The following is an 18,301-nucleotide window of genomic DNA, read 5'->3' on the forward strand; positions in this document are numbered from 1 at the left end:
GGACAGGGCTCCTGTCCGGGGCGGGACCGTCCCGGGTTCCGGCCCGCGCCGGGTCAGGCCCCGTCCACCCGCCCGGACCCGCGTGGCAGCAGCAGCGCGACCAGCACGCCCACCCCGCACAGGGCGGAGGTGATCAGGAAGATCTCGCTGTACTCGGTGTGCAGCGCCTCCTTCACCCTGCTCTGGTACTCGGCGAGCCGCCCGGCGTACACGACGGGGTCCACGCCGAAGGGCAGCGGCGTGTCCAGGTCGGCGGTGAGCGACTGGAAGCGGTGGAAGCCCCACGCCGACAGCCCGGCGACGCCGAGCAGCATGCCCATCATCCGGGCCACGACCACCGCCGCCGAGGCCACCCCGTGCTGGGCGGCGGGTACGGCCCGCAGCACCGCCGAGGAGACCGGGGCGATCACCAGGCCGAGCCCCAGGCCGGCGACGATCAGGTCGGCGTCCATGCGGTATCCGGCCGAGGCCAGGTCCAGGGGCCACTGGCCGATGCGGACGTATCCGGCGGCGGCCACCGCGAGCCCGATCACCGTCACCGCGCGCTCGCCGTAGCGGCGGGCCATGAGGCCGCCTGCCAGCGCGGCCACGGAGAGCGCGACGAGGAAGCGCGACAGCACCAGGGCGCCGTCCAGGCTGTCCAGGCCCAGCAGCGTCTGCGCCGACAGCTGCACGTCGACCAGGGTCACCAGCAGCGCGGCGCCGGTCAGGAAGCTCACCCCGAGCGTGGCGAGGAACGGGCCGCGCGACACCCCCGTCATGTCGATCAGCCTGGTCCTGGAGCGCCACTCCCACGCGACGAACGCGGCGCCGGACACGACCCCGGCGACGATCACGGGCATGCCCCACGGGGGAAGAACCGACCCGCTGGGATCGGGGTTGTAGAGACCGGCCACGAGCAGGCCGAGCGCGAGCGCGAGCAGCAGCCCGCCGACCACGTCGACGCGCTTGGTCGCCCCGCGGGCCCGGTCGCGGGCGGGCGGCGGCACCGACCGCTGCACGGCGACCGCCGCCAGGGCCACCAGCGGGACGTTCAGCCAGAAGATCGACCGCCAGCCGCCGAGCTGCACGCCGCCGATCTGGAGGGTGGCCGGGACCAGGGTGGCGAGGGCCGCGCCGTACAGGGGGCCCAGCACGCTGCCGAGCTCCTGGGCCGACCCCACCGCACCGAGCGCCACCGGGCGCTCGTCCTCGTCCCACAGGTCCCCGATCAGGGCCATGGTGATGGGCAGCAGCGCGCCGCCCGCGACGCCCTGCACGGCCCGTCCCGCGACCAGCCAGGGCACCGTGTCGCCCAGCGCGGTGACGACCGAGCCCACGGCGAAGCCCGCCAGGCACAGGTGGATGAGCGGGCGCCTGCCGTAGCGGTCGGAGAGCTGGCCGAGCAGCGGCATGGCCGCGATGTAGCCGAGCAGGAAACCGGTGACGATCGGGGTGGCCCGCTCCAGGTGGTTCAGGGGGACGTCGACGTCTCTGGCGATGTCGACGAGGACGGTGACCACGACGTACGCGTCCAGGGCCGCCAGCAGCACCGCCGTGCCGCCGACGCCGAGGGCGGTCCGCCGCCGGGCCGTGAGGGCGCCCTCCGGGGCGGCGCGGGTCACCGTCACTCCGCCGGAGCGGTGACCTGGACCGGCACGTCGTAGTCACTGAAGGCCACGATCACCTTGCCGCCGGTCAGTGGCAGCTCCGCCTTCAGCAGCCGGCTGGTGGCCTTGTCGATCCAGAGCACGGCGTCGACGCTCTGCGTGAGACCGGGCACCATCGTGGCGAGCACCTGCTGGGAGAGCGTCGCCGAGACCCGGTAGGCGTCGACGCCGTCCAGCTTCTCCGCCGCCTGGGTCTTCGCGTCCAGCGCGTTGGCCAGCAGCTGTACGACGCCCTTGTCCGGGTTGAGGATGGCGGAGGGGTCGTAGATCGCCGCCAGCTGGCTCCGCGACATCCGCTGGAAGCCGCCGGTCACGCCCTTGAAGTGGACGGTCTCTCCGATCAGTACGAAATTGATCTCCTGGAGACTGCCCATCACGTCGATCTGGAGGGTGCCGTCCGCGTCGCCGGTCCCGCTGAGACGGCCGGAGGCCTTCTTGACCGGTACGGGGGGCGTGCCCTCCGTCTCCATCGAGAAGGCGGCTGACTTCACGGCGCGCGTCACGTCCGCGGACTTCCTGAGCAGGTCGGCCCCGTCGGGAAGGGCCGTTGTGCCGTCGGAGGCACCACCGCCGCTGCACGCGGTGACCAGGAAGGACGCGGCGATCACCGCGGTGATGAGGATCCGGCGAGCAGACATGGGCGGATCGTAACGACACTCCGGTCTACTAAGGAGTAACGACCGGTATCGGTTTCGCGTCAGCGGACGCCTTCGCGGGTTTCACCGCCCGGTTTCGCGCCGGCGGACGCCTTCGCCGGTTTCGCCGCCCGGTCTCGGGTCAGCGGATGCCTTTGAGGTGGTCCACCACCGGTGCGTACGCCGCTTCCAGCTCGATCAGCTGGTCGTCGGTGAGCAGGTCGATGAAATGCCGTCGCACGCCGGCCACGTGGTGCGGCGCGACCTTCTGGATGGTGGCCCAGCCGTGTTCGGTGAGGACGGCGAAGGTGCCGCGCCGGTCGTCGGCGCAGGTCTCCCTGGCGACCAGGCCGGCGGCCTCCATCCGGGAGATCTGGTGGGACAGGCGGCTGCGGGACTGGATCGTGGCGTCCGCCAGGTCGCTCATCCGCATGCGGTGACCGGGGGTCTCCGACAGGTTCACCAGGATCTCGTAGTCGTTGACCGAGAGCCCGAAGGGCTGGAGCTCACGGTCGAGGCGGTGGTCGAGGAGCTTGTGCACGGCGAGGTGGGCGCGCCATGCCCGTTGCTCGATCGAGGACAGCCAGCGGGGCTCCTGCTCGCTCACCGGTCGCTCACCACTCTCGTTCGCCGCGTGTGTGGTCGCGACTCCGGCGGATCCGTCCCCCGGCCGACCACCCCGCCCGCCGGGCGGGGCTTGCTTCAGGGTCATAGATCAGAACTTACCTCAGAAGGTGCCGATAGCTCGTGGTAGGCGATGTGGCAACGTGACGGAACCCGCGTGTCTCCCCACCCCCGGACGCTCATCCCGCGAGGCCTGAGCTCTCCATCCACCTCTCCACCTCGTCGGGGTGGCGGGGCAGCCCGGCCGACATGAGACGGGCGCCGTCGGCGGTGACGACGAGGTCGTCCTCGATGCGCACCCCGATGCCGCGCAGTTCCGGCGGCAGCGTCAGGTCGTCCGGCTGCAGGTAGAGGCCGGGCTCGACGGTCAGCACCTGCCCCTCCTCCAGCACGCCGTCCAGGTAGACCTCCGAGCGGGCCCTGGCGCAGTCGTGCACGTCCATGCCGAGCATGTGGCCGCTGCTGCACAGCGTGTAGCGGCGGTACAGGCCGCTCTCGGGCTCCATCGCCTCGTCCGCGCCGATCTTCAGCACGCCCCAGTCGTGCAGTCCCTCCGCGATGACGCGCATCGCCGCGCGGTGGAAGTCGCGGAAGCGCGCACCGGGGCGCAGGGTGGCGATCGCCGCCTCCTGGGCCTCGTACACCAGCTCGTAGACCTGGCGCTGGACCGGGCTGAAGCGCCCGGACACCGGCAGGGTCCTGGTGATGTCGGCGGTGTAGAGGTGGTCGGTCTCCACACCAGCGTCGAGGAGCAACAGCTCGTTCCCGTCCAGCCGCCCGTCGTTGCGGATCCAGTGCAGCACGCACGCGTTGGCGCCGGAGGCCACGATGCTGTCGTAGCCGACCGCGTTGCCCTCCAGGCGGGCACGGAGGCCGAAGACCCCCTCCAGGTAACGCTCGCCGCGCCGGTGCCCCAGGGCGGCGGGCAGGGCCCGCGCCACGTCCTCGAACCCGCGCGTGGTCGCGTCGACCGAGAACTGCAGCTCGGCGATCTCCCACTCGTCCTTGATCAGCCGCATCTCGGAGAGGAACGTCTCCAGTTCCTCGTCGCCGCCGCCGGGCGAGACCCGCCCGTCCACGGACGCGTCCACCCCGCGCAGCACCCGCGCGGGCCCGGCGAGCGCGTCGTCCAGCCTGTCGATCGGCGCGCAGGCGATCTGGTGGATGGCCTCCGCCTCGGCCAGGTCGGGGCGGCGGCCCACCCAGAACTCGCCGTAGCGGCGGTCGCGGTAGAACTCCTGCCCGGCCTGGCCCGGCGCCGATCTCGGCGAGCGGGGGCGCAGGAACAGCGTGGCCTCCCCGGAGGGCTCGACGACGAGCACGTCATCGGGCTCCTGGTCACCGGTGAGGTAGGCGAACGCGCTGTGCGCCCGGAACCGGTAGTCGCTGTCGTTGCTGCGGGCCTTGAGCGTGCCGGACGGGATCACCAGCCGCTCGCCGGGAAAGCGGGCGGCGAGCGCGGCGCGCCGCTTGGCGGTGTAGGCGGCCTGCGGGAGCGGCGCGAGGTCGTCGCGGTGCGTGTCGGCCCAGCCGGTGTTCATGAACGCGGCGAGGGCGTCGGAGACCGGCAGGTCGTGGCTGCCGGTGTTGAGCTTCTGGGTCATCGTGTCCCCGGGCGCGGATGTCTTCTGGATGCCCCCACGTTAGTCCCGGAGCGGTGCGGCCCGCACCCCCGGCAGGTACGGAGCCGCACCGCGGATCACGGGTCAGCCCACCGGGACCTGGTACTCCTTGGCCAGGTCGGAGGTCGCGGCCTCCTTGAAGACGACCGCGCCGCCGAGGGCGGCCTTGTCCGGCTTGGCCACGTACGACAGCAGCGAGGCGGGCTTGTCGAACGTGGTGAAGTCCATGACCGTGCCGAACTCCGCACCCCAGGACGACTGGCCGCGGTGCGCGGTGACCACCGCGGCCCGGGTCAGGTCCTTGCCCTCGCAGGCCTTCTTGAGCGCGTCGACGACGATCGCCGCCGCCGAGTAGCCCGAGGGGACGCCGCTGTCGATGGCCGTGTCCGGGTACTTCGCCGCGTAGTCGGCGGCCAGCTTCTTCATGGCGGGCATGTCGGAGCTGATCGGCGTGCCCGCGGTCATGTAGTAGAAGTCCTTCAGCAGCGCGGGCCCGGCCGGGGTGGGCAGCAGCTGCGGGGAGTAGGCCGAGTTGCTGCCGACGAACGGCACGTCCATGCCCTTGGCGAGCGAGACGCCGACGAGCGAGGCGGTCTGCTTGGGGCCGACGGAGACCAGGACGGCCTTGACGCCCTCCGCCTTGAACGCGGCCACCTGGGCGCTCATGTCCTGGTCGGTGGCCTTGATCTTCTGCTCCACGAGCGTGAGGCCGAGCTTCTCCGACGCGTACTTGGAGCCGTTCAGCGCGCTCTCGCCGTAGTCGCCCTCGAAGTACAGGTGACCGATCTTGTCCCCGGACTTGATGCCCTTCTCCTTCGTCAGGAAGTCCACCCCGTTGATCATGTCGATGTCGTAGGTCGTCCCGGTGACCTGGATGGACTTGCTGCCGAGCAGCCCGGTCGCCCAGGCCTGCGGGATGGTGAGCACCTGGTCGGTCTCGATGCGCTGCTTGAGCGCGTTGACCATGGGCGAGCCGACGAAGTGGGCGATCGCCACCACCTTCGGGGCGATCTCGGTGTAGGCCGCGACCGCCTTCTGCGCGTCGTAGCCGTGGTCGCGCACCAGCGCCTCCAGCTGCCGCCCGCACACGCCTCCGGCCGCGTTCGTCTGCTCGAAGTACAGCTGCTGCGCCTGGGTCAGGCTCTTGCCGAACGACGCGTAGGGGCCGGTGAGGTCGGTCATCAGGCCGATCGTGATCTTGTCGGCGGTGACGCCGGGGCCCGTCTTCACGCCGTCCCCCCCGACGGCGGAGGGGGCGGCGCCTCCGCTGCCCCCGGTGGCCTTCTCGCTGGCGCACGCGGTGACGGCCAGGGCCAGGGCGGCGAGTGCCGCGATGCGTCGGACCGGGGTTCTTGGGATTCCCATGTCATCAGTTCCTTGGGTCGGGGGAGGGAGAGGGAGAGGGGGACAGCGGGGTCTTCGTCGTCGCGGGAGTCGCGGGAGTGGTGGCGGCCGGGGGATCGGAGGCGGGGGTGGACCTCCGGTCGACGGCCAGGCGCAGGCGCCCGGCGAGGCCGAGCAGCCCGCCGGGCAGGAAGAGGACGATGACGACGACGGCGGCGCCGTACAGGATGCGGGCCGCCTCGGCGGGCGACACCCCGCCCGAGCCCGGCTCGGCCACCAGCGGCAGGGCGTCGCTGTAGCGGCTGAGCAGCTGGGGGAGCATCGAGATGAAGATCGCGCCGATCACCGCGCCGGCGACGGAGCCGAGCCCGCCGATGATGATCATCGCGAGGTAGTCGAGGGAGAGCAGCAGGCCGAAGTAGTCGGGCACGGTGCGCTGGAAGACCAGCGCGATCAGGACCCCGGCCAGGCCGCCGTACATCGACGACAGCACGAACACCCCGGCGCGGTAGCGGGCCACCGGCACGCCCATCACCCCGGCCGCGATCTCGTGGTCGCGGATGGTGTTCATGGCCCGCCCGGGACGGCCGCGCAGCACCCCGCGGGCGAACAGCGCCGCGCCGGTCAGCAGGACCAGCCCCAGGAACCAGAGCCGCTCCAGCGACCCGAACGGCACCTGCGCCACCACCAGCTCGGGGGTGTCGGCGAACGCGAACCCGAACAGCTCCATCGGCGGCACCGTCCGCCCGTTGTACCCGCCCGTCACGGGTTCGGCGTTGAACAGCACGTGCTGGCCGACGAAGATCAGCGCGAGGGTGGCGATACCGAGGTAGGCGCCTTTCAGGCGACCCGCGATGGGGCTGAACACCCCGCCCGCGACACCCGCCGTGAGCACCGCGAGCAGCGCCGCGACGGGCGTGGGCAGGCCCAGGCCGCCGAGGGCGTGCGCGCCGCCCTCCGGTTCGGAGCCGAAGTAGACGTAGGCGTACGCGCCGACCGCGAGGAAGAACGCGTGGCCCATGGACAGCTGGCCGGTGGCGCCGGTCAGCAGGTTGATGCCGATCGCCCCGATCGCCGCCGACATCGCGAAGAGCCCGGCCTGCAGCCAGAAGCCCTCCAGGTAGAACGGTACGGCGACCGCCACCGCGACCAGCGCGACGCAGGAGAGGATGACCTTCTTAGACACGTGCCAGCTCCCTCGTCCCGAACAGCCCCGCGGGGCGGATGAGCAGGACAACGATCATCACGAGGAACGGGGCGACGTCGCCGATGCCCCGGCCGAGGAAGGCCAGGTCGTTCTGGTAGCCGCTCATCATGGCCTCGGTGATGCCGATGATCAGCCCTCCGGCCAGCGCCCCCGTGGTGGAGTCGAGGCCGCCGAGGATCGCCGCCGGGAACGCCTTCATCGCCGCGAACGTGGTGCTGCGGTCCAGCCCCGGGGTGGGGAAGACGCACAGGAAGAGCGCGGCCACGGCGGCGAGCGCCCCGGCGACCGCCCAGGCCCCCATCGAGACCCGCCCGCGCCGCACGCCCATCAGCGCGGCGGTCTCCGCGTCCTCCGCGGTGGCGCGCATGGCGATGCCCCAGTTCGTGTACTTGAACGCCAGCAGGAACGCGGCGATCAGGGCCGCCGCGACGGCGAACGCGACCACCCGGGTCTGGGCGACGCTGACGGCTCCCAGATGCAGCACCCGGTCGTGCCACGGATCGCCCAGGGCGAGCACGTCGGTGCCGATCTGCCTGGTCAGCTCGGTCGTCAGCACGATGTCGACGCCGATCGTCACGATCGCCAGCACGCTGTGCGAGGTGACGTTCGCCCTGCGGATGATCAGGAACTCGATCAGGGCGCCCACGACGGCCGCCCCGGCGACGCCCAGCAGCAGGGCGGTCCAGAAGCCGACCGACGGGTGCGTCTTGGCCACGATGAAGCCGCCGACCAGCAGCAGCGAGGCGTGCGCGAAGTTCACCACCTCGGTCGCCTTGAAGATGATGACGAAGCCCAGGGCGATCAGCGCGTACACGGCCCCGACGGAGATCCCGTTCACCAGGAGCTCGAGAAAAGTGATCACGAAGCGACCTCCTCGTCCTTGGCCGGTGTGCTCTCCGCCGCCGCGCCCAGGTAGGCGCGGACCACCTCGGGGTCGTTCTGCACCTCGCGGGGGGACCCGTCCGCGATGCGCCTGCCGAAGTCCAGGACCGTCACCGCGTCGGCGAGCCGCATGACGATCCCCATGTCGTGCTCGACCAGCAGGATCGAGATGCCGAGGCTCTCCCGCACCGCGACGATCAGCTCGGCCATGTCGCGGCGCTCACCGCCGTTCATGCCGGCGACCGGCTCGTCCAGCAGCAGCAGCCGGGGCTCCATGCACAGGGCCCGCGCCAGCTCCACGCGCTTCTGCACGCCGTACGGCAGCAGCCCGACAGGCGTGGCCAGCCGTTCGGAGAGCCCGACGAACGCGGCGATCTCGGTCACCCGCTCGCCGTGCGCGGCCGCCTCGCGCCGGGCCGACGGCAGCCGCAGCCCGGCCGAGACGAACCCGGCGCGGGTCAGCCGGTGGCGGCCGAGCATCAGGTTGTCCCGCACCGACAGGCGCGGCGACAGGGCGATGTTCTGGAAGGTGCGCGCCACCCCCAGGGCGGCGATGCGGTGCGGGGCCAGGGAGGTCAGTTCCGCGTCGCCGAACCGCACGCTGCCCGAGGTGGCCCGGTAGACGCCCGACAGGACGTTGAAGCAGGTCGACTTGCCCGCTCCGTTGGGCCCGATCACCGCGTGGACGCTGCCGGGCTCGACGCTGAAGCCGACGGCGTCCAGCGCGGTGAGCCCGGCGAAGCGCACGGTCACGTCACGCACGTCGAGCCGGGGAATGGAAGTATCCGTACCGTCCGGTTGGTATGTGTCACTCACGCGGACCACCTCGCCAGTGCCGGGCGGGCGGCCGCCGCCTTCCCCGCGGATCCCGGGACGGCCGGAACCGGGTCCTCGATGCCCAGGTAGCGGCGGCGCACCTCGTCGCTCGCGGCGAGCTCGGCGGCCGGTCCCGACAGCACCACCTCGCCGACCTCCAGCACGTAGGCGTGCGAGGCCAGGGACAGGGCCATCGCGGCGTTCTGCTCCACCAGGAGCACCGTGGTGCCCGCGGTGTTGATCTCGCGGATGGTGTCGGCGATCCTGGCGGCCATCATCGGAGCGAGACCGAGGGTGGGCTCGTCCAGCAGCAGCATCCTCGGCCTGGCCATCAGCGCGCGGCCGATGGCGAGCATCTGCTGCTCGCCGCCGGACAGCAGGCCCGCGCGCTGCCCGGCGCGCTCGGCGAGCACGGGGAAGAGCGCGAGCACACTCTCCCTCGCCTCGGCCGCCGACCGCCGGTCGGGCGCGCCGAGGGCGCCGGCCCGCAGGTTCTCCTCCACCGTCATCCGCGCGAAGACCCTGCGCCCCTCGGGCACCTGGACGACGCCTCTCGCCACCACGGCCGAGGTGGCGGCACCGGACAGCCGCGTACCGCCGAACCCGACCTCGCCCGCGGTGATACCACCCCGGTGGAACCTGAGAGTGCCCGACACGGCGCGCAGCAGGGTCGACTTCCCCGCGCCGTTACCGCCGAGCACCGCGACGACCGAACCGCGCGGGACGTCCAGCGAGACACCCCGCAGGGCCAGGACCGGGCCGTAACTCACCGCCAGATCCCTGACGACCAGCCCGGAATCTCCGGGCGGGCGAGGGTCGTGCACGTCCATGTGTGCCTCCTGACAGCCGATGAACGCACCCAACCGAGGCGCTTCACCGGCGTCCAGAGGGCAGGGTGAAGTCGGGGCGGGCGCCCATGCGGGACGGGTGCCGGTTGTGCGCGCGCACAACCCCGCATCACGAAACAGAACAGAACCTTGTTCGGCTAGGTGCCTTGCTGTCACGATCCCCAGATGGGGACCCGCCCGGTTACGGACGAAGAAGTACGCAGGATCATGCGCCTGGCCGCCCGCAGGCTGCTGCTGAGGCTTCCCGAGCTCACCGACGAACTCGTCGCGAAGATCCGCGACACCGACGAGGCGTACCGGCGGATGGTCCCCACCGACGACCACTGGCAGAGCGTCTACGCGGCGATGCGGGACGGCATCGGCGCCATCCTGCTGCCCCGCTCCGAACGGTGCGACCTGCCTCAGGCGGAGAAGACCGCCCGGCGCAGGGCCGAGCAGGGACTGCCCATGGACTCCCTGCTGCGCAGCTACCGGCTCTCCGCGCAGGTGATGTGGGACGGCCTCATCGACGTGGTCGCCGAAGAGGAATCAGACAGCCTGCCGGTCCTGCTCCGCAGTGCCACGAAGGTGTGGCACGCCATCGACAGGCAGGCGATCGCCGCCGCCGAGGCCTACCGAAGACGGGAGGCCGAGATGTTCGGCCGCACAGCCGAGAGGGTCCAGGCCCTGCTCGACGCGCTCCTGGAGGACCGGGTCGACGCCGCCCTCGTCCGCAGTGCCGCCGCCGGGCTCGACCTGCCCGAACTGGGCCGGTACGCCGTCGTCATCACCCGGCTGCCCGGCCGCCACGACCACGGGGACGACGCCCCCAGGCCGACCGCCCTGGGCGTGATGCGCCTGCTGTGGCGGATGCGCCCCGACTACGAGGTGTCGGTCGTGCTGCTGCACGACGCGAACATGGACGACCTGGCCGAGGAGCTCCGCCCGCACGTCACCGGATGCGCGGGGATCAGCCCGGTCGTCGAGGGGCTGGCGGAACTGGGCCGCGCCAGGCGGCTCGCCGAGCTGGCCCTGCGGACCTGCGTGGGCGAGGGCCCGGAGATCGCCAGGCTGGAGGACAGGCTGCCCGCCGCGCTGGTGGTCAGCCAGCCCGAGCTCGCCGGTCACCTCAGCGGCGCTGTGCTGCGGCCCATCCTCGCCCTCGACCAGGCCGACCGGGAGGTGCTCCTCGGCACCCTGGAGGCGTGGCTGCGGTGCGAGGGCTCGGCCATGCGCGCCGCGGGGCAGCTGTACTGCCACCGCAACACGGTCTTCAACCGCATCCGCCGCATCGAGCAGCTCACCGGCCGGTCGCTCGCGCGCCCGCTCGACATCGTGGAGCTCACCCTGGCCCTCGACGCGGTACGGCTGCTGCCCGTCACCTGATAATCACACGCTTTGCCCATTTCAGCGCTTAGCGTGTGGCACAAAGGGGCAAAGGAAAGGGATACCCGCGCCAGGCTGAACCGAGGTGGTGTCAATGCTGATCGGTACGATTCTGCAAGGCAAGGGAGCGGAGGTGGCGACCGTCCGCCCGGACGCGACGGTCGCCGCGCTGCTGGCCGTGCTGGCCGAGAAGAACATCGGTGCCGTGGTGGTGTCCGAGGACGGCTCGTCCATCGCGGGCATCGTCTCCGAGCGCGACGTCGTGCGGCGGCTGCACGACCGCGGCGCCGGCGTGCTGGACGAGCCGGTGTCGTCGATCATGACGACCGAGGTCCGCACCTGCCCGCCGGACGCCGATGTCGACGACCTCCGCCAGACCATGACCACGCACCGCATCCGGCACGTGCCGGTCGTGAGCGCCGGTCGGCTGGCCGGGATCGTGAGCATCGGCGACGTGGTCAAGAGTTCCATCGAGGCGCTGGAGACCGAGAAGGCCTACCTGGTCGACTATCTCCACCGCTGAGCCCTGAGCTCGTGAGCCCGGACGGGTCCGGGCTCACGAGCCAGGACGGGCCCGGCGCGTCGCGCCGGGCCCGTCACGTTTCCCCTTACTGCACGGTTATCCTGTCCACCTCTATCGTCAGGCCCTTGACCTGCGGTGTCGACGTGCCCGTGGTCACCGTCCCGACGCCGGGGCTGACGCCCTTGATCTTCATCGTGTAGCTCAGGCTGCCTCCCGGGGCGCCGGGCGTGCTGGACACCCGGAGGTCCTCGGCCGGCGGGCCGCTGATCTGGCCGCCCGCGGTGCCGTCGGCGTTCTCGGCGCCCACGGTGAGGCCGTAGCCCGCCGGGGGATCGCCGGGCAGGTTGGCCGGGTCATAGGTGTAGGTGATGTCCTCGGTCCCGTTCAGGCCGATCCACTGCTGGAAGACCTTGAGGTCGCTCGTTCCGTAGAGGTTGACCCGCCACTCGATGACGAGCCAGTCGCTCACGCCGTCGGTCAGCGTGCCGGCGTAGACGCCCGGCGCGCCGGTGCCGTCCAGGTCCGTCCAGTAGGGGGCGAGCACGTTGTTCGGGCGCGTGGGGTCGGGCAGGGTCTGTGGCTGGAACGAGACGTCGGCCGAGCCCGAGCTTCCCCCGGCGATCGTGTAGCCGTTGGAGACGATGCCGAGCCTGGTGTAGGTGTTGCCCGCGTACTGGAACGGGGGCACGGTGAAGTTGATCGCCTGCTCGTCGCCGATCGGCGTCGGCGCGATGCCGAAGGCGTCGAGCGGCAGGTACGGGGCCGGACCTGTGCCAGGGGCGATGCCCGGCCTGTCCGGCTGCCTGGCCGCGAGGGTGGCCTTCGTCGTCGCGATCTGCGAACCGACCTTGGTGGCGCCGGTCACCGAGTTCAGGCGCAGCCTGCCGTCGAGCGTGCTGACCGCCGTGACCTCGGCGTTCTCCAGGGTGTCGTTCTGCACGGTGACCGTGCAGGTGGACTCGCCGGTGTCGCGCGGGATGGTGGCCGGTGCGCAGGTCTGGTCCACCGGGATGGCGCCCTCCTTGCGGACGAACGCGACCGGCAGGTGCAGGTTGCGCGAGCCGCCGACCTGCTTGAGGTTCACCTGGCCGAAGTACTGGCCCTCCGGCAGGTCCGGCGCGGTGATGACCACGCTGAGCTTGACGCTCTTGCCCGCCTTCACGCTGAACAGCGGCGGCAGCACCGTGATGTTCGCGCCGCTCACGGTCGTGCCCGTGGCGGTGAAGGTGAGCGTCTTGTTCGTGACGTTGGTGAACGTCCGCTTGGCGGTGATGAGGCCCGGCATGATCGGGGCGTTCACCGACGGCAGGTTCAGGTCGATGCGGTTCAGCGGGTCGTCGGCCGAGGCGGTGAAGTTCTCGCCCGTCTCGTTCAGGGTCAGGCCGGGGTCACCGGCCTTGGTCAGGTCGATGCGCCCGCCGCCGGTGTCGAACGGGTCGGCCGGGGTGACGCGGTCCTGCTTGGTGACCGAGGTCTTGGCCGTCGTCTCCAGCGCGGACTTCACCTGGCCCGGCGTCCAGTCCGGGTGCAGCGCGAACAGCAGGGCCGCGGAGCCCGCGACGTGCGGCGACGACATCGAGGTGCCCGAGATGGCCTGGTAGAGGTTGCCCTGCGGGCCGCCGGCCGGACCCTCGAGCAGCGGGGTTTGACCGGCCAGGATGTGCAGGCCGGGGGCGGTGACGTCCGGCTTGAGGAAGTCGCCGCCGGGGCCGCGCGAGGAGAACGTGGTGATCGCGTCGCCCTGCCAGGTGGCCTTGGTGCCCTGGGTGAACGAGGCCGTCGCGCCGGGGTTGGCCGACAGGAACGCCAGCAGGGCGTCCCCCTCGGGCTTGTCGATGTGGACGGAGGGGATCCAGTGGTTGTCCGTCATCACGTCGAGCGGGGTGGCGTTGTACAGGATCATCCCGGCCGCGCCGCCCTGCCGGACGTTGAAGCCCTTCAGGACCCGGTCGGGACCGCGCTCACAGACGACGATCTTCCCGGTGAACAGGCCCGGGGGTGCGGGCGCGGTGCAGAGCGGGTTGGAGTACGGCGGGGCCGAGGCCCGCACCACCGGCAGCGGGGAGGCGATGCCCGGGGTGATGGAGGCGCCCTTCACCGTGGCCGTCGCGCCGCCGGAACCGGACAGCGTGACCGTCGACTGGAAGGTCCTGGTCTGCGTGGAGGCCGCCACCGTGGTCACCCACGGGCTGACGTGGTTGACGGTCGCCGCGCCGGGACCGGCGTTGCCCGCCGAGGCCGAGACGAGCACGCCCGCCGAGTACGCGTCGAGGAAGGCGAGTTCCACCGGGTCGCTGTAGGGGGAGGTGCCGCCGGAGATCGAGAAGTTGATCACGCGGACGCCGTCGAGGATGGCCCGGCCGACCGCCTGGGCGGAGTCGGAGGGATAGCAGCCCGTGACGCCGCAGACCTTGTAGACCGACACGTGCGCCGCCGGGGCGATGCCGTGGATCGGTCCCCGGTTGATGCCGAGCGGGTTCGCGTCGGCCACCGGGCCGCCCGCCGAGGTCGTCGCGGTGTGGGTGCCGTGGCCGTTGGAGTCGCGGGCGCTGTCCGGGAAGGTCTCGCCGGGGACGTTCGCGTTGTAGGTCTCCAGGAACGGGGCGCCGCCGATGACCTTCCGGTTGCAGACGAACGGGTCGGCCGCCGGGGTCAGCGGGTTGTCGCCGAAGTCGCAGACGCGCGGCGTGCCGTCCTTGGTCGCCGGTACGGCGGGCAGCGTGCCGGGGTCGGCGAACTGGGGGTGCTCGGGCCAGGCGCCGGAGTCCAGGATGCCGACGATGACGCCCTTGCCCGACGAGGAACTGCCGCCCAGCTTGCTGTAGATCGCGGGCGCTCCGATGAACGCGGGGCTGGAGTCGGTCAGCAGCTGCTCGGGCTTGTCCTCCTGGACGGCGGCGACACCGGGCAGCTTCAGCAGCGCGGCCGCCTTGTTCGCGGGGACGCGCAGCGCGATGCCGCCGTAGACGGTCCGCAGCTTCTGGCCCGCCTTGGCGCCTGGCACGTTCCTGGCCAGCTCGGCGAGGAAGGTGTTCTCGACGTCCTCGATGTGCCGCTGGTATTTCTGCGCGTCGCCGCTCTTGATGTCAAGAGCCTTTCCGGTCTTCGCCGGGCTCGTCGCGGGAAGTCCTTCGAGACCGCCCTGATAGGCGGCGAAAGAGTCGTAGTCGAGTTTGACCATCACGTTGACCGTGGCGCCCGAGGTCGACTTCAGCAGCCCCTCGTCACTCCGGGCGAGTTTGCCGGTGGGGGACTTCGCGCCCTGGACCGGCTCACCCCCGGTCAGGGGAGTCGCCGTCCATTTGGCGGACGGCGTGGGGGTGGGGGTGGGATCCGCGCTCGCCGGCGGCGCCATCGCCGCGACGAGCCCGACGCCGGCGGCGAGTACCGCCACGCGTCTGATCCTCGGTGAGTAGGGCTTCCTGGCCAACGAGACCTCCCTGTAGGCACGCGTGAACCGCCACGCCACAGGGAGGGAGGCCACCCGCGGGCCCGGGGCAGGGCATGCCGGAGAGGCCGTGACCCTCCCCGGTGGGTGACGCGCGATCGGCCACCCGGTAAAGGCGGCCGATCATGACAGGGAGCCTAACTAGACAGCATTTGTCTGCCTAGATCATTGAATTGACACAATAATCCTGGGAATTGGTCAAATTTGATTGCAGACTAGGCCGATGTTTCGGTGTCCCCGAGGTCCGCGACTCCTGACGTCTCGCGCCCGCGCGATTCGCGATCGCGGGCGGACATGATGGCGGGGCGTGATCACGGGGAGGCGTGCCCGCCGCGAAGGCGTGGCGTGCCGCCCCGCGTAAACTGGCCCCACCTGACACGCGGGAGGCTCGGTTGAAGCTCAAGCTTGATCTACACCCCCTCTACAACAAGGGCGGGGAGATCGACAAGGCGCTGCGGGGCATCATCGACGAGGCCATCAGGAAGAAGGCCACCGAGGTCGAGATCATCCCCGGCAAGGGCTCGGGCCAGCTGAAGAAGAAGGTCCTGCGCTTCCTGGAGCAGAAGGAGATCAAGGCCCTCTACCACCGCATCGACAAGGACGCCAAGAACCACGGCCGCCTCTTCGTCTACTTCCGCTACAAGTAGGCCGGAGAGCGCGGCGGCGACCACCGCGGGATCGTCGAGTCCGAGACAAACCGCTGCTGTAAGCCCAGGTCAACGCCGATCTCTTCAACGCGGAAGACGTAAGGGCCAGCGGTGATGAACTGTCGGCCCGAGAGGCCCTCACCGGTCCTGGGCCGTCTGCGGGCCGTCAGACCAAGACCCAGTGACCTCATAAACCCTGTCGACGGCTCTTCGGGTCCGTCCCTGACTGCTCGGCATCAGGTGTGTATAGACCCGCAGGGTGAACCCTGGATCGCTGTGGCCGAGGTACTGACTGAGGGCCTTGTGAGCTTGCTCCGCTTTGACGAACCCCTGATCTCGGATGTCCGTCAAACCGGATCAAGCCCAAATCGCGCCCACGCCCGTATCCGGGCCATCGGTGAGCGTGCCGTCGCGACCTTGAAGGGCTGGAAGGTGCTGACCAGGCTGCGCTGTTGCCCGCATCGAGCGACCGCGTTCGTGCAGGCGATCCTTGTGCTGCAGCTCGTGGAAGAAGGCCGCTACCCAGGATGAAATGGCTCTTATTGTGTCGGTGGGCGCTGCGAGCATGACGGGATGATCGCGACTCCTGACGACTACTCCTGGTTCTCCCCCGAGCGCTTCCCCGGCCTGGCGGACGCCTACTGCTTCACCTACGTCCGCGGCCTGACGCTTGAGGAAGTGGTGACCCGGCTCGGCGTCCGGGTCGAAGACTGCTCTCGCGTGACGCTCGATGGGCTGATCCGGTGGCAAACCTTCGGTGCCGTCGCCGTTGGAGACTGGGTGCTCTTCGTCGAGGCCTGCAGCGGGCTCGGCGTCACCGAAGAGATCATCATGCCGCTGTCGGCGGGCACCCGTCTCGTCTCCCACTTCTACCTCGACGTCGATGACATGGACCACTTCTACTGGATCGACGACGGGAAGATCCGGTTCGAGTTCGCGCACGACGAAGGCTATTCCCACCGGATCGAAGACGGGAGGATCCAGTTCATGGCCAGGCCCCACGAAAGCTACTCGGAGGAGACGCCGGACGAACTCGCGGAGATCCTGGAGCGGATCGACTCCCCCGTCTACTCGATCGCCGCCCCCCACAAAGGGCCGGCGTTCCTCCTGGCCGAGCGCCTCACCGGGATCACGATGACGCCGCAACTGCTGGAGGAGTCCACCTATCTGTGCGGAGTCGTTCCCGGATCGAGGTGAGCAGGATCCATCGTCTGCAGACCCCGCGGGTCGGCAGGCGGACGGTGGATCACTTCGCCGCACGCTCCTGCAGGTTTCACGGGGGCACTGTTCTCCGCGGGCCTGCCGCACCAGGCCGTCAGGATGAAAAGCCTCACAAGATCGCATCGGCCGGCGGCGCATCATCCCGGCCACGGCGGCTGCCGTTGTAGCCCTGCGGCGAAGGAGCGAAGTACGCAAGTGATCAGGTGGTGTGTTTCGTCAGCAGTACACCCGCCATTCCTCATCAGGGACGGAGCCCTCTGACGCGTCACAGACACGATCAGACCACTCGTGGGCAACAAAGACCGGACGGGTCAAGACGACATCTCCGGCGCGTTGCGCACGCATCACGAGCCCAAGCTCGTCAGCTCCGAGATTTCCGTACTGAGAGGAGCGGACCGCCTCCGGCAGTCCCCGCGACAGCATGTGATCAACGAATAGATCCTCCAACTCGGACGGCACACGTCCAACCAGCCGAAGGCCATCCATCGTCACCTGAGGACCGTGAAGCGCGTCAACCGCGATGCAGGACAGGCGTCCAGACTCCGCATAGTACGTCGTCAGGGCACTCCCGTGAGAGGTAGGCAGACGGAACCACGCATGGCGCACTCCGCATCCGTCAGACTGGCTGGAAGGGACATCCGTATCCAGCGCAGCCATCACCTCGTCATGACTCATTCCAAACCGTAGTGGTCCAACGCTCATGAGCGGTGTGAAATCCCACTGCAGTCGTTCCGTGTCGTCTAAAATGACGCCCGCACGTTTCATGGAGCGCGCCTTTCCGATGCCCCTGACAGTTCAGCGCACCGCACCCTACCGCGTGAGCGTTCAACACTTGCCCGGGCGTAACCCGGCCGTCACGACCTTGAACATCTACACCCACCGGGGCCGGACGCGGGCGACCGCGGCCTCGCTGCGGCGGCGATCTGCGCCGACATCAAGCCCAGCCCGCCGATTCCACCAGCGAACCCGCCTGGCCACCGCATATTCCCAGCTCAACTAACGAATGGCGGCTGCCGTACCAAGACTGTGACTCGTTTGGTGGTCGCTCGTCGGACATGGCGCGGATGCATTCCTTCGGCGACCGGCCCGAACGGGATGACACAAAGATACGTAGCGGCCATCGTGATCTGCGGGAACAGGCCCCCGGTCTTTACCGTGGCGTGATATGCCGGACCAGCCCCGTGACGTTCAACTCCGAGACTCCCTCCTGTGATGACCGGGAGAGTGTGGCCTGCCGTTTCAGAAGGCCATGGCGCAGATCACCGCCTGACGCGCTCTTCACGCTGCGGGCGGCGCGGCGGTGACCGAAACATTTCGGTATTTCACCGGCTAAGCTGCAGCTTAATTAAATTGACATATTTCGGAAATGCTCCCAGAATGGCGCGCAGGCCGGCTGCCGCCACACATCACCTTGACGATCAGCCGTCCAGCAGGCGGTGCTGGGGGATGCCGTCGTCGAAACCGCATCAC

General features: G+C 70.2%; 14 protein-coding genes and 1 pseudogene. 5 read left to right on the forward strand and 10 right to left on the reverse strand.

The window, feature by feature from the left end:
* Positions 1-53: 53 nt before the first annotated feature.
* The 9 genes from ACTOQ3_RS04450 to ACTOQ3_RS04490 all read right to left on the reverse strand — a co-directional run bounded on the left by ACTOQ3_RS04450 (position 54) and on the right by ACTOQ3_RS04490 (position 9,609).
* A complete protein-coding gene (locus tag ACTOQ3_RS04450; RefSeq protein WP_440082107.1) occupies positions 54-1,604 on the reverse strand; it encodes an MFS transporter in 1,551 nt (516 codons plus the stop codon).
* Positions 1,605-1,606: 2 nt separating this feature from the next.
* On the reverse strand, positions 1,607-2,287 hold the full coding sequence (locus ACTOQ3_RS04455; RefSeq protein ID WP_440082108.1) for an LppX_LprAFG lipoprotein: 681 nt from the start codon (positions 2,285-2,287) through the stop codon (positions 1,607-1,609).
* Between the two features lie 139 nt (positions 2,288-2,426).
* Positions 2,427-2,891, reverse strand: coding sequence for a MarR family winged helix-turn-helix transcriptional regulator (locus tag ACTOQ3_RS04460; RefSeq protein ID WP_362676068.1), 465 nt, complete (start codon positions 2,889-2,891; stop codon positions 2,427-2,429).
* Positions 2,892-3,087: 196 nt separating this feature from the next.
* Positions 3,088-4,512, reverse strand: a complete 1,425-nt coding sequence (locus ACTOQ3_RS04465) for an aminopeptidase P family protein (RefSeq protein ID WP_440082109.1) — start codon at positions 4,510-4,512, stop codon at positions 3,088-3,090.
* A gap of 102 nt (positions 4,513-4,614) precedes the next feature.
* The gene (locus ACTOQ3_RS04470; RefSeq protein ID WP_440082110.1) at positions 4,615-5,895 is read right to left on the reverse strand and encodes an ABC transporter substrate-binding protein; all 1,281 of its coding nucleotides are present in this window, start codon (positions 5,893-5,895) and stop codon (positions 4,615-4,617) included.
* Between the two features lie 4 nt (positions 5,896-5,899).
* Positions 5,900-7,060, reverse strand: a complete 1,161-nt coding sequence (locus ACTOQ3_RS04475; protein WP_440082111.1) for a branched-chain amino acid ABC transporter permease — start codon at positions 7,058-7,060, stop codon at positions 5,900-5,902.
* A complete protein-coding gene (locus tag ACTOQ3_RS04480) occupies positions 7,053-7,943 on the reverse strand; it encodes a branched-chain amino acid ABC transporter permease (protein WP_440082112.1) in 891 nt (296 codons plus the stop codon). The genes ACTOQ3_RS04475 and ACTOQ3_RS04480 overlap by 8 nt, the downstream gene beginning before the upstream one ends.
* Positions 7,940-8,779, reverse strand: coding sequence for an ABC transporter ATP-binding protein (locus tag ACTOQ3_RS04485; RefSeq protein ID WP_440082113.1), 840 nt, complete (start codon positions 8,777-8,779; stop codon positions 7,940-7,942). The genes ACTOQ3_RS04480 and ACTOQ3_RS04485 overlap by 4 nt, the downstream gene beginning before the upstream one ends.
* On the reverse strand, positions 8,776-9,609 hold the full coding sequence (locus ACTOQ3_RS04490; protein WP_440082114.1) for an ABC transporter ATP-binding protein: 834 nt from the start codon (positions 9,607-9,609) through the stop codon (positions 8,776-8,778). Before ACTOQ3_RS04490 ends, ACTOQ3_RS04485 begins: the two co-directional genes overlap by 4 nt.
* A gap of 225 nt (positions 9,610-9,834) precedes the next feature.
* Here ACTOQ3_RS04490 and ACTOQ3_RS04495 point away from each other — a divergent pair, with 225 nt between their 5' ends.
* Positions 9,835-10,992: a PucR family transcriptional regulator gene (locus ACTOQ3_RS04495; RefSeq protein WP_440082115.1), complete on the forward strand. Its 1,158-nt coding sequence runs from the start codon at positions 9,835-9,837 to the stop codon at positions 10,990-10,992.
* A 94-nt stretch (positions 10,993-11,086) separates the two neighbouring features.
* Positions 11,087-11,515 (forward strand): CBS domain-containing protein, encoded by a 429-nt coding sequence (locus ACTOQ3_RS04500; RefSeq protein WP_440082116.1) that lies wholly within the window; start codon positions 11,087-11,089, stop codon positions 11,513-11,515.
* 85 nt (positions 11,516-11,600) lie between these two features.
* Here ACTOQ3_RS04500 and ACTOQ3_RS04505 read toward each other — a convergent pair whose 3' ends face one another.
* Positions 11,601-14,909 (reverse strand): S8 family serine peptidase, encoded by a 3,309-nt coding sequence (locus ACTOQ3_RS04505; protein ID WP_440082117.1) that lies wholly within the window; start codon positions 14,907-14,909, stop codon positions 11,601-11,603.
* Between the two features lie 446 nt (positions 14,910-15,355).
* Here ACTOQ3_RS04505 and ACTOQ3_RS04510 point away from each other — a divergent pair, with 446 nt between their 5' ends.
* The 3 genes and pseudogenes from ACTOQ3_RS04510 (at position 15,356) to ACTOQ3_RS04520 (ending at position 16,807) form a co-directional block, all read left to right on the forward strand.
* A complete protein-coding gene (locus ACTOQ3_RS04510; RefSeq protein WP_329093428.1) occupies positions 15,356-15,610 on the forward strand; it encodes a Smr/MutS family protein in 255 nt (84 codons plus the stop codon).
* A 366-nt stretch (positions 15,611-15,976) separates the two neighbouring features.
* Positions 15,977-16,141, forward strand: a pseudogene (locus ACTOQ3_RS04515) (IS5/IS1182 family transposase); the annotation flags it as partial.
* Positions 16,142-16,183: 42 nt separating this feature from the next.
* Positions 16,184-16,807, forward strand: coding sequence for a DUF6461 domain-containing protein (locus ACTOQ3_RS04520; protein ID WP_440082118.1), 624 nt, complete (start codon positions 16,184-16,186; stop codon positions 16,805-16,807).
* Positions 16,808-18,301: the final 1,494 nt, after the last annotated feature.

Source organism: Streptosporangium sp. LJ11, assembly GCF_051918945.1.
Lineage (GTDB): Bacteria > Actinomycetota > Actinomycetes > Streptosporangiales > Streptosporangiaceae > Streptosporangium.

What these genes read in the sequence shown, in the direction of transcription:
- ACTOQ3_RS04455 (WP_440082108.1), bottom strand. Translation starts at nt 2,287, where the DNA reads ATGTCTGCTCGCCGGATCCTCATCACCGCGGTGATCGCCGCGTCCTTC.
- ACTOQ3_RS04470 (WP_440082110.1), bottom strand. Translation starts at nt 5,895, where the DNA reads ATGGGAATCCCAAGAACCCCGGTCCGACGCATCGCGGCACTCGCCGCC.
- ACTOQ3_RS04520 (WP_440082118.1), top strand. Translation starts at nt 16,184, where the DNA reads ATGATCGCGACTCCTGACGACTACTCCTGGTTCTCCCCCGAGCGCTTC.
- ACTOQ3_RS04465 (WP_440082109.1), bottom strand. Translation starts at nt 4,512, where the DNA reads ATGACCCAGAAGCTCAACACCGGCAGCCACGACCTGCCGGTCTCCGAC.
- ACTOQ3_RS04490 (WP_440082114.1), bottom strand. Translation starts at nt 9,609, where the DNA reads ATGGACGTGCACGACCCTCGCCCGCCCGGAGATTCCGGGCTGGTCGTC.
- ACTOQ3_RS04500 (WP_440082116.1), top strand. Translation starts at nt 11,087, where the DNA reads ATGCTGATCGGTACGATTCTGCAAGGCAAGGGAGCGGAGGTGGCGACC.
- ACTOQ3_RS04495 (WP_440082115.1), top strand. Translation starts at nt 9,835, where the DNA reads ATGCGCCTGGCCGCCCGCAGGCTGCTGCTGAGGCTTCCCGAGCTCACC.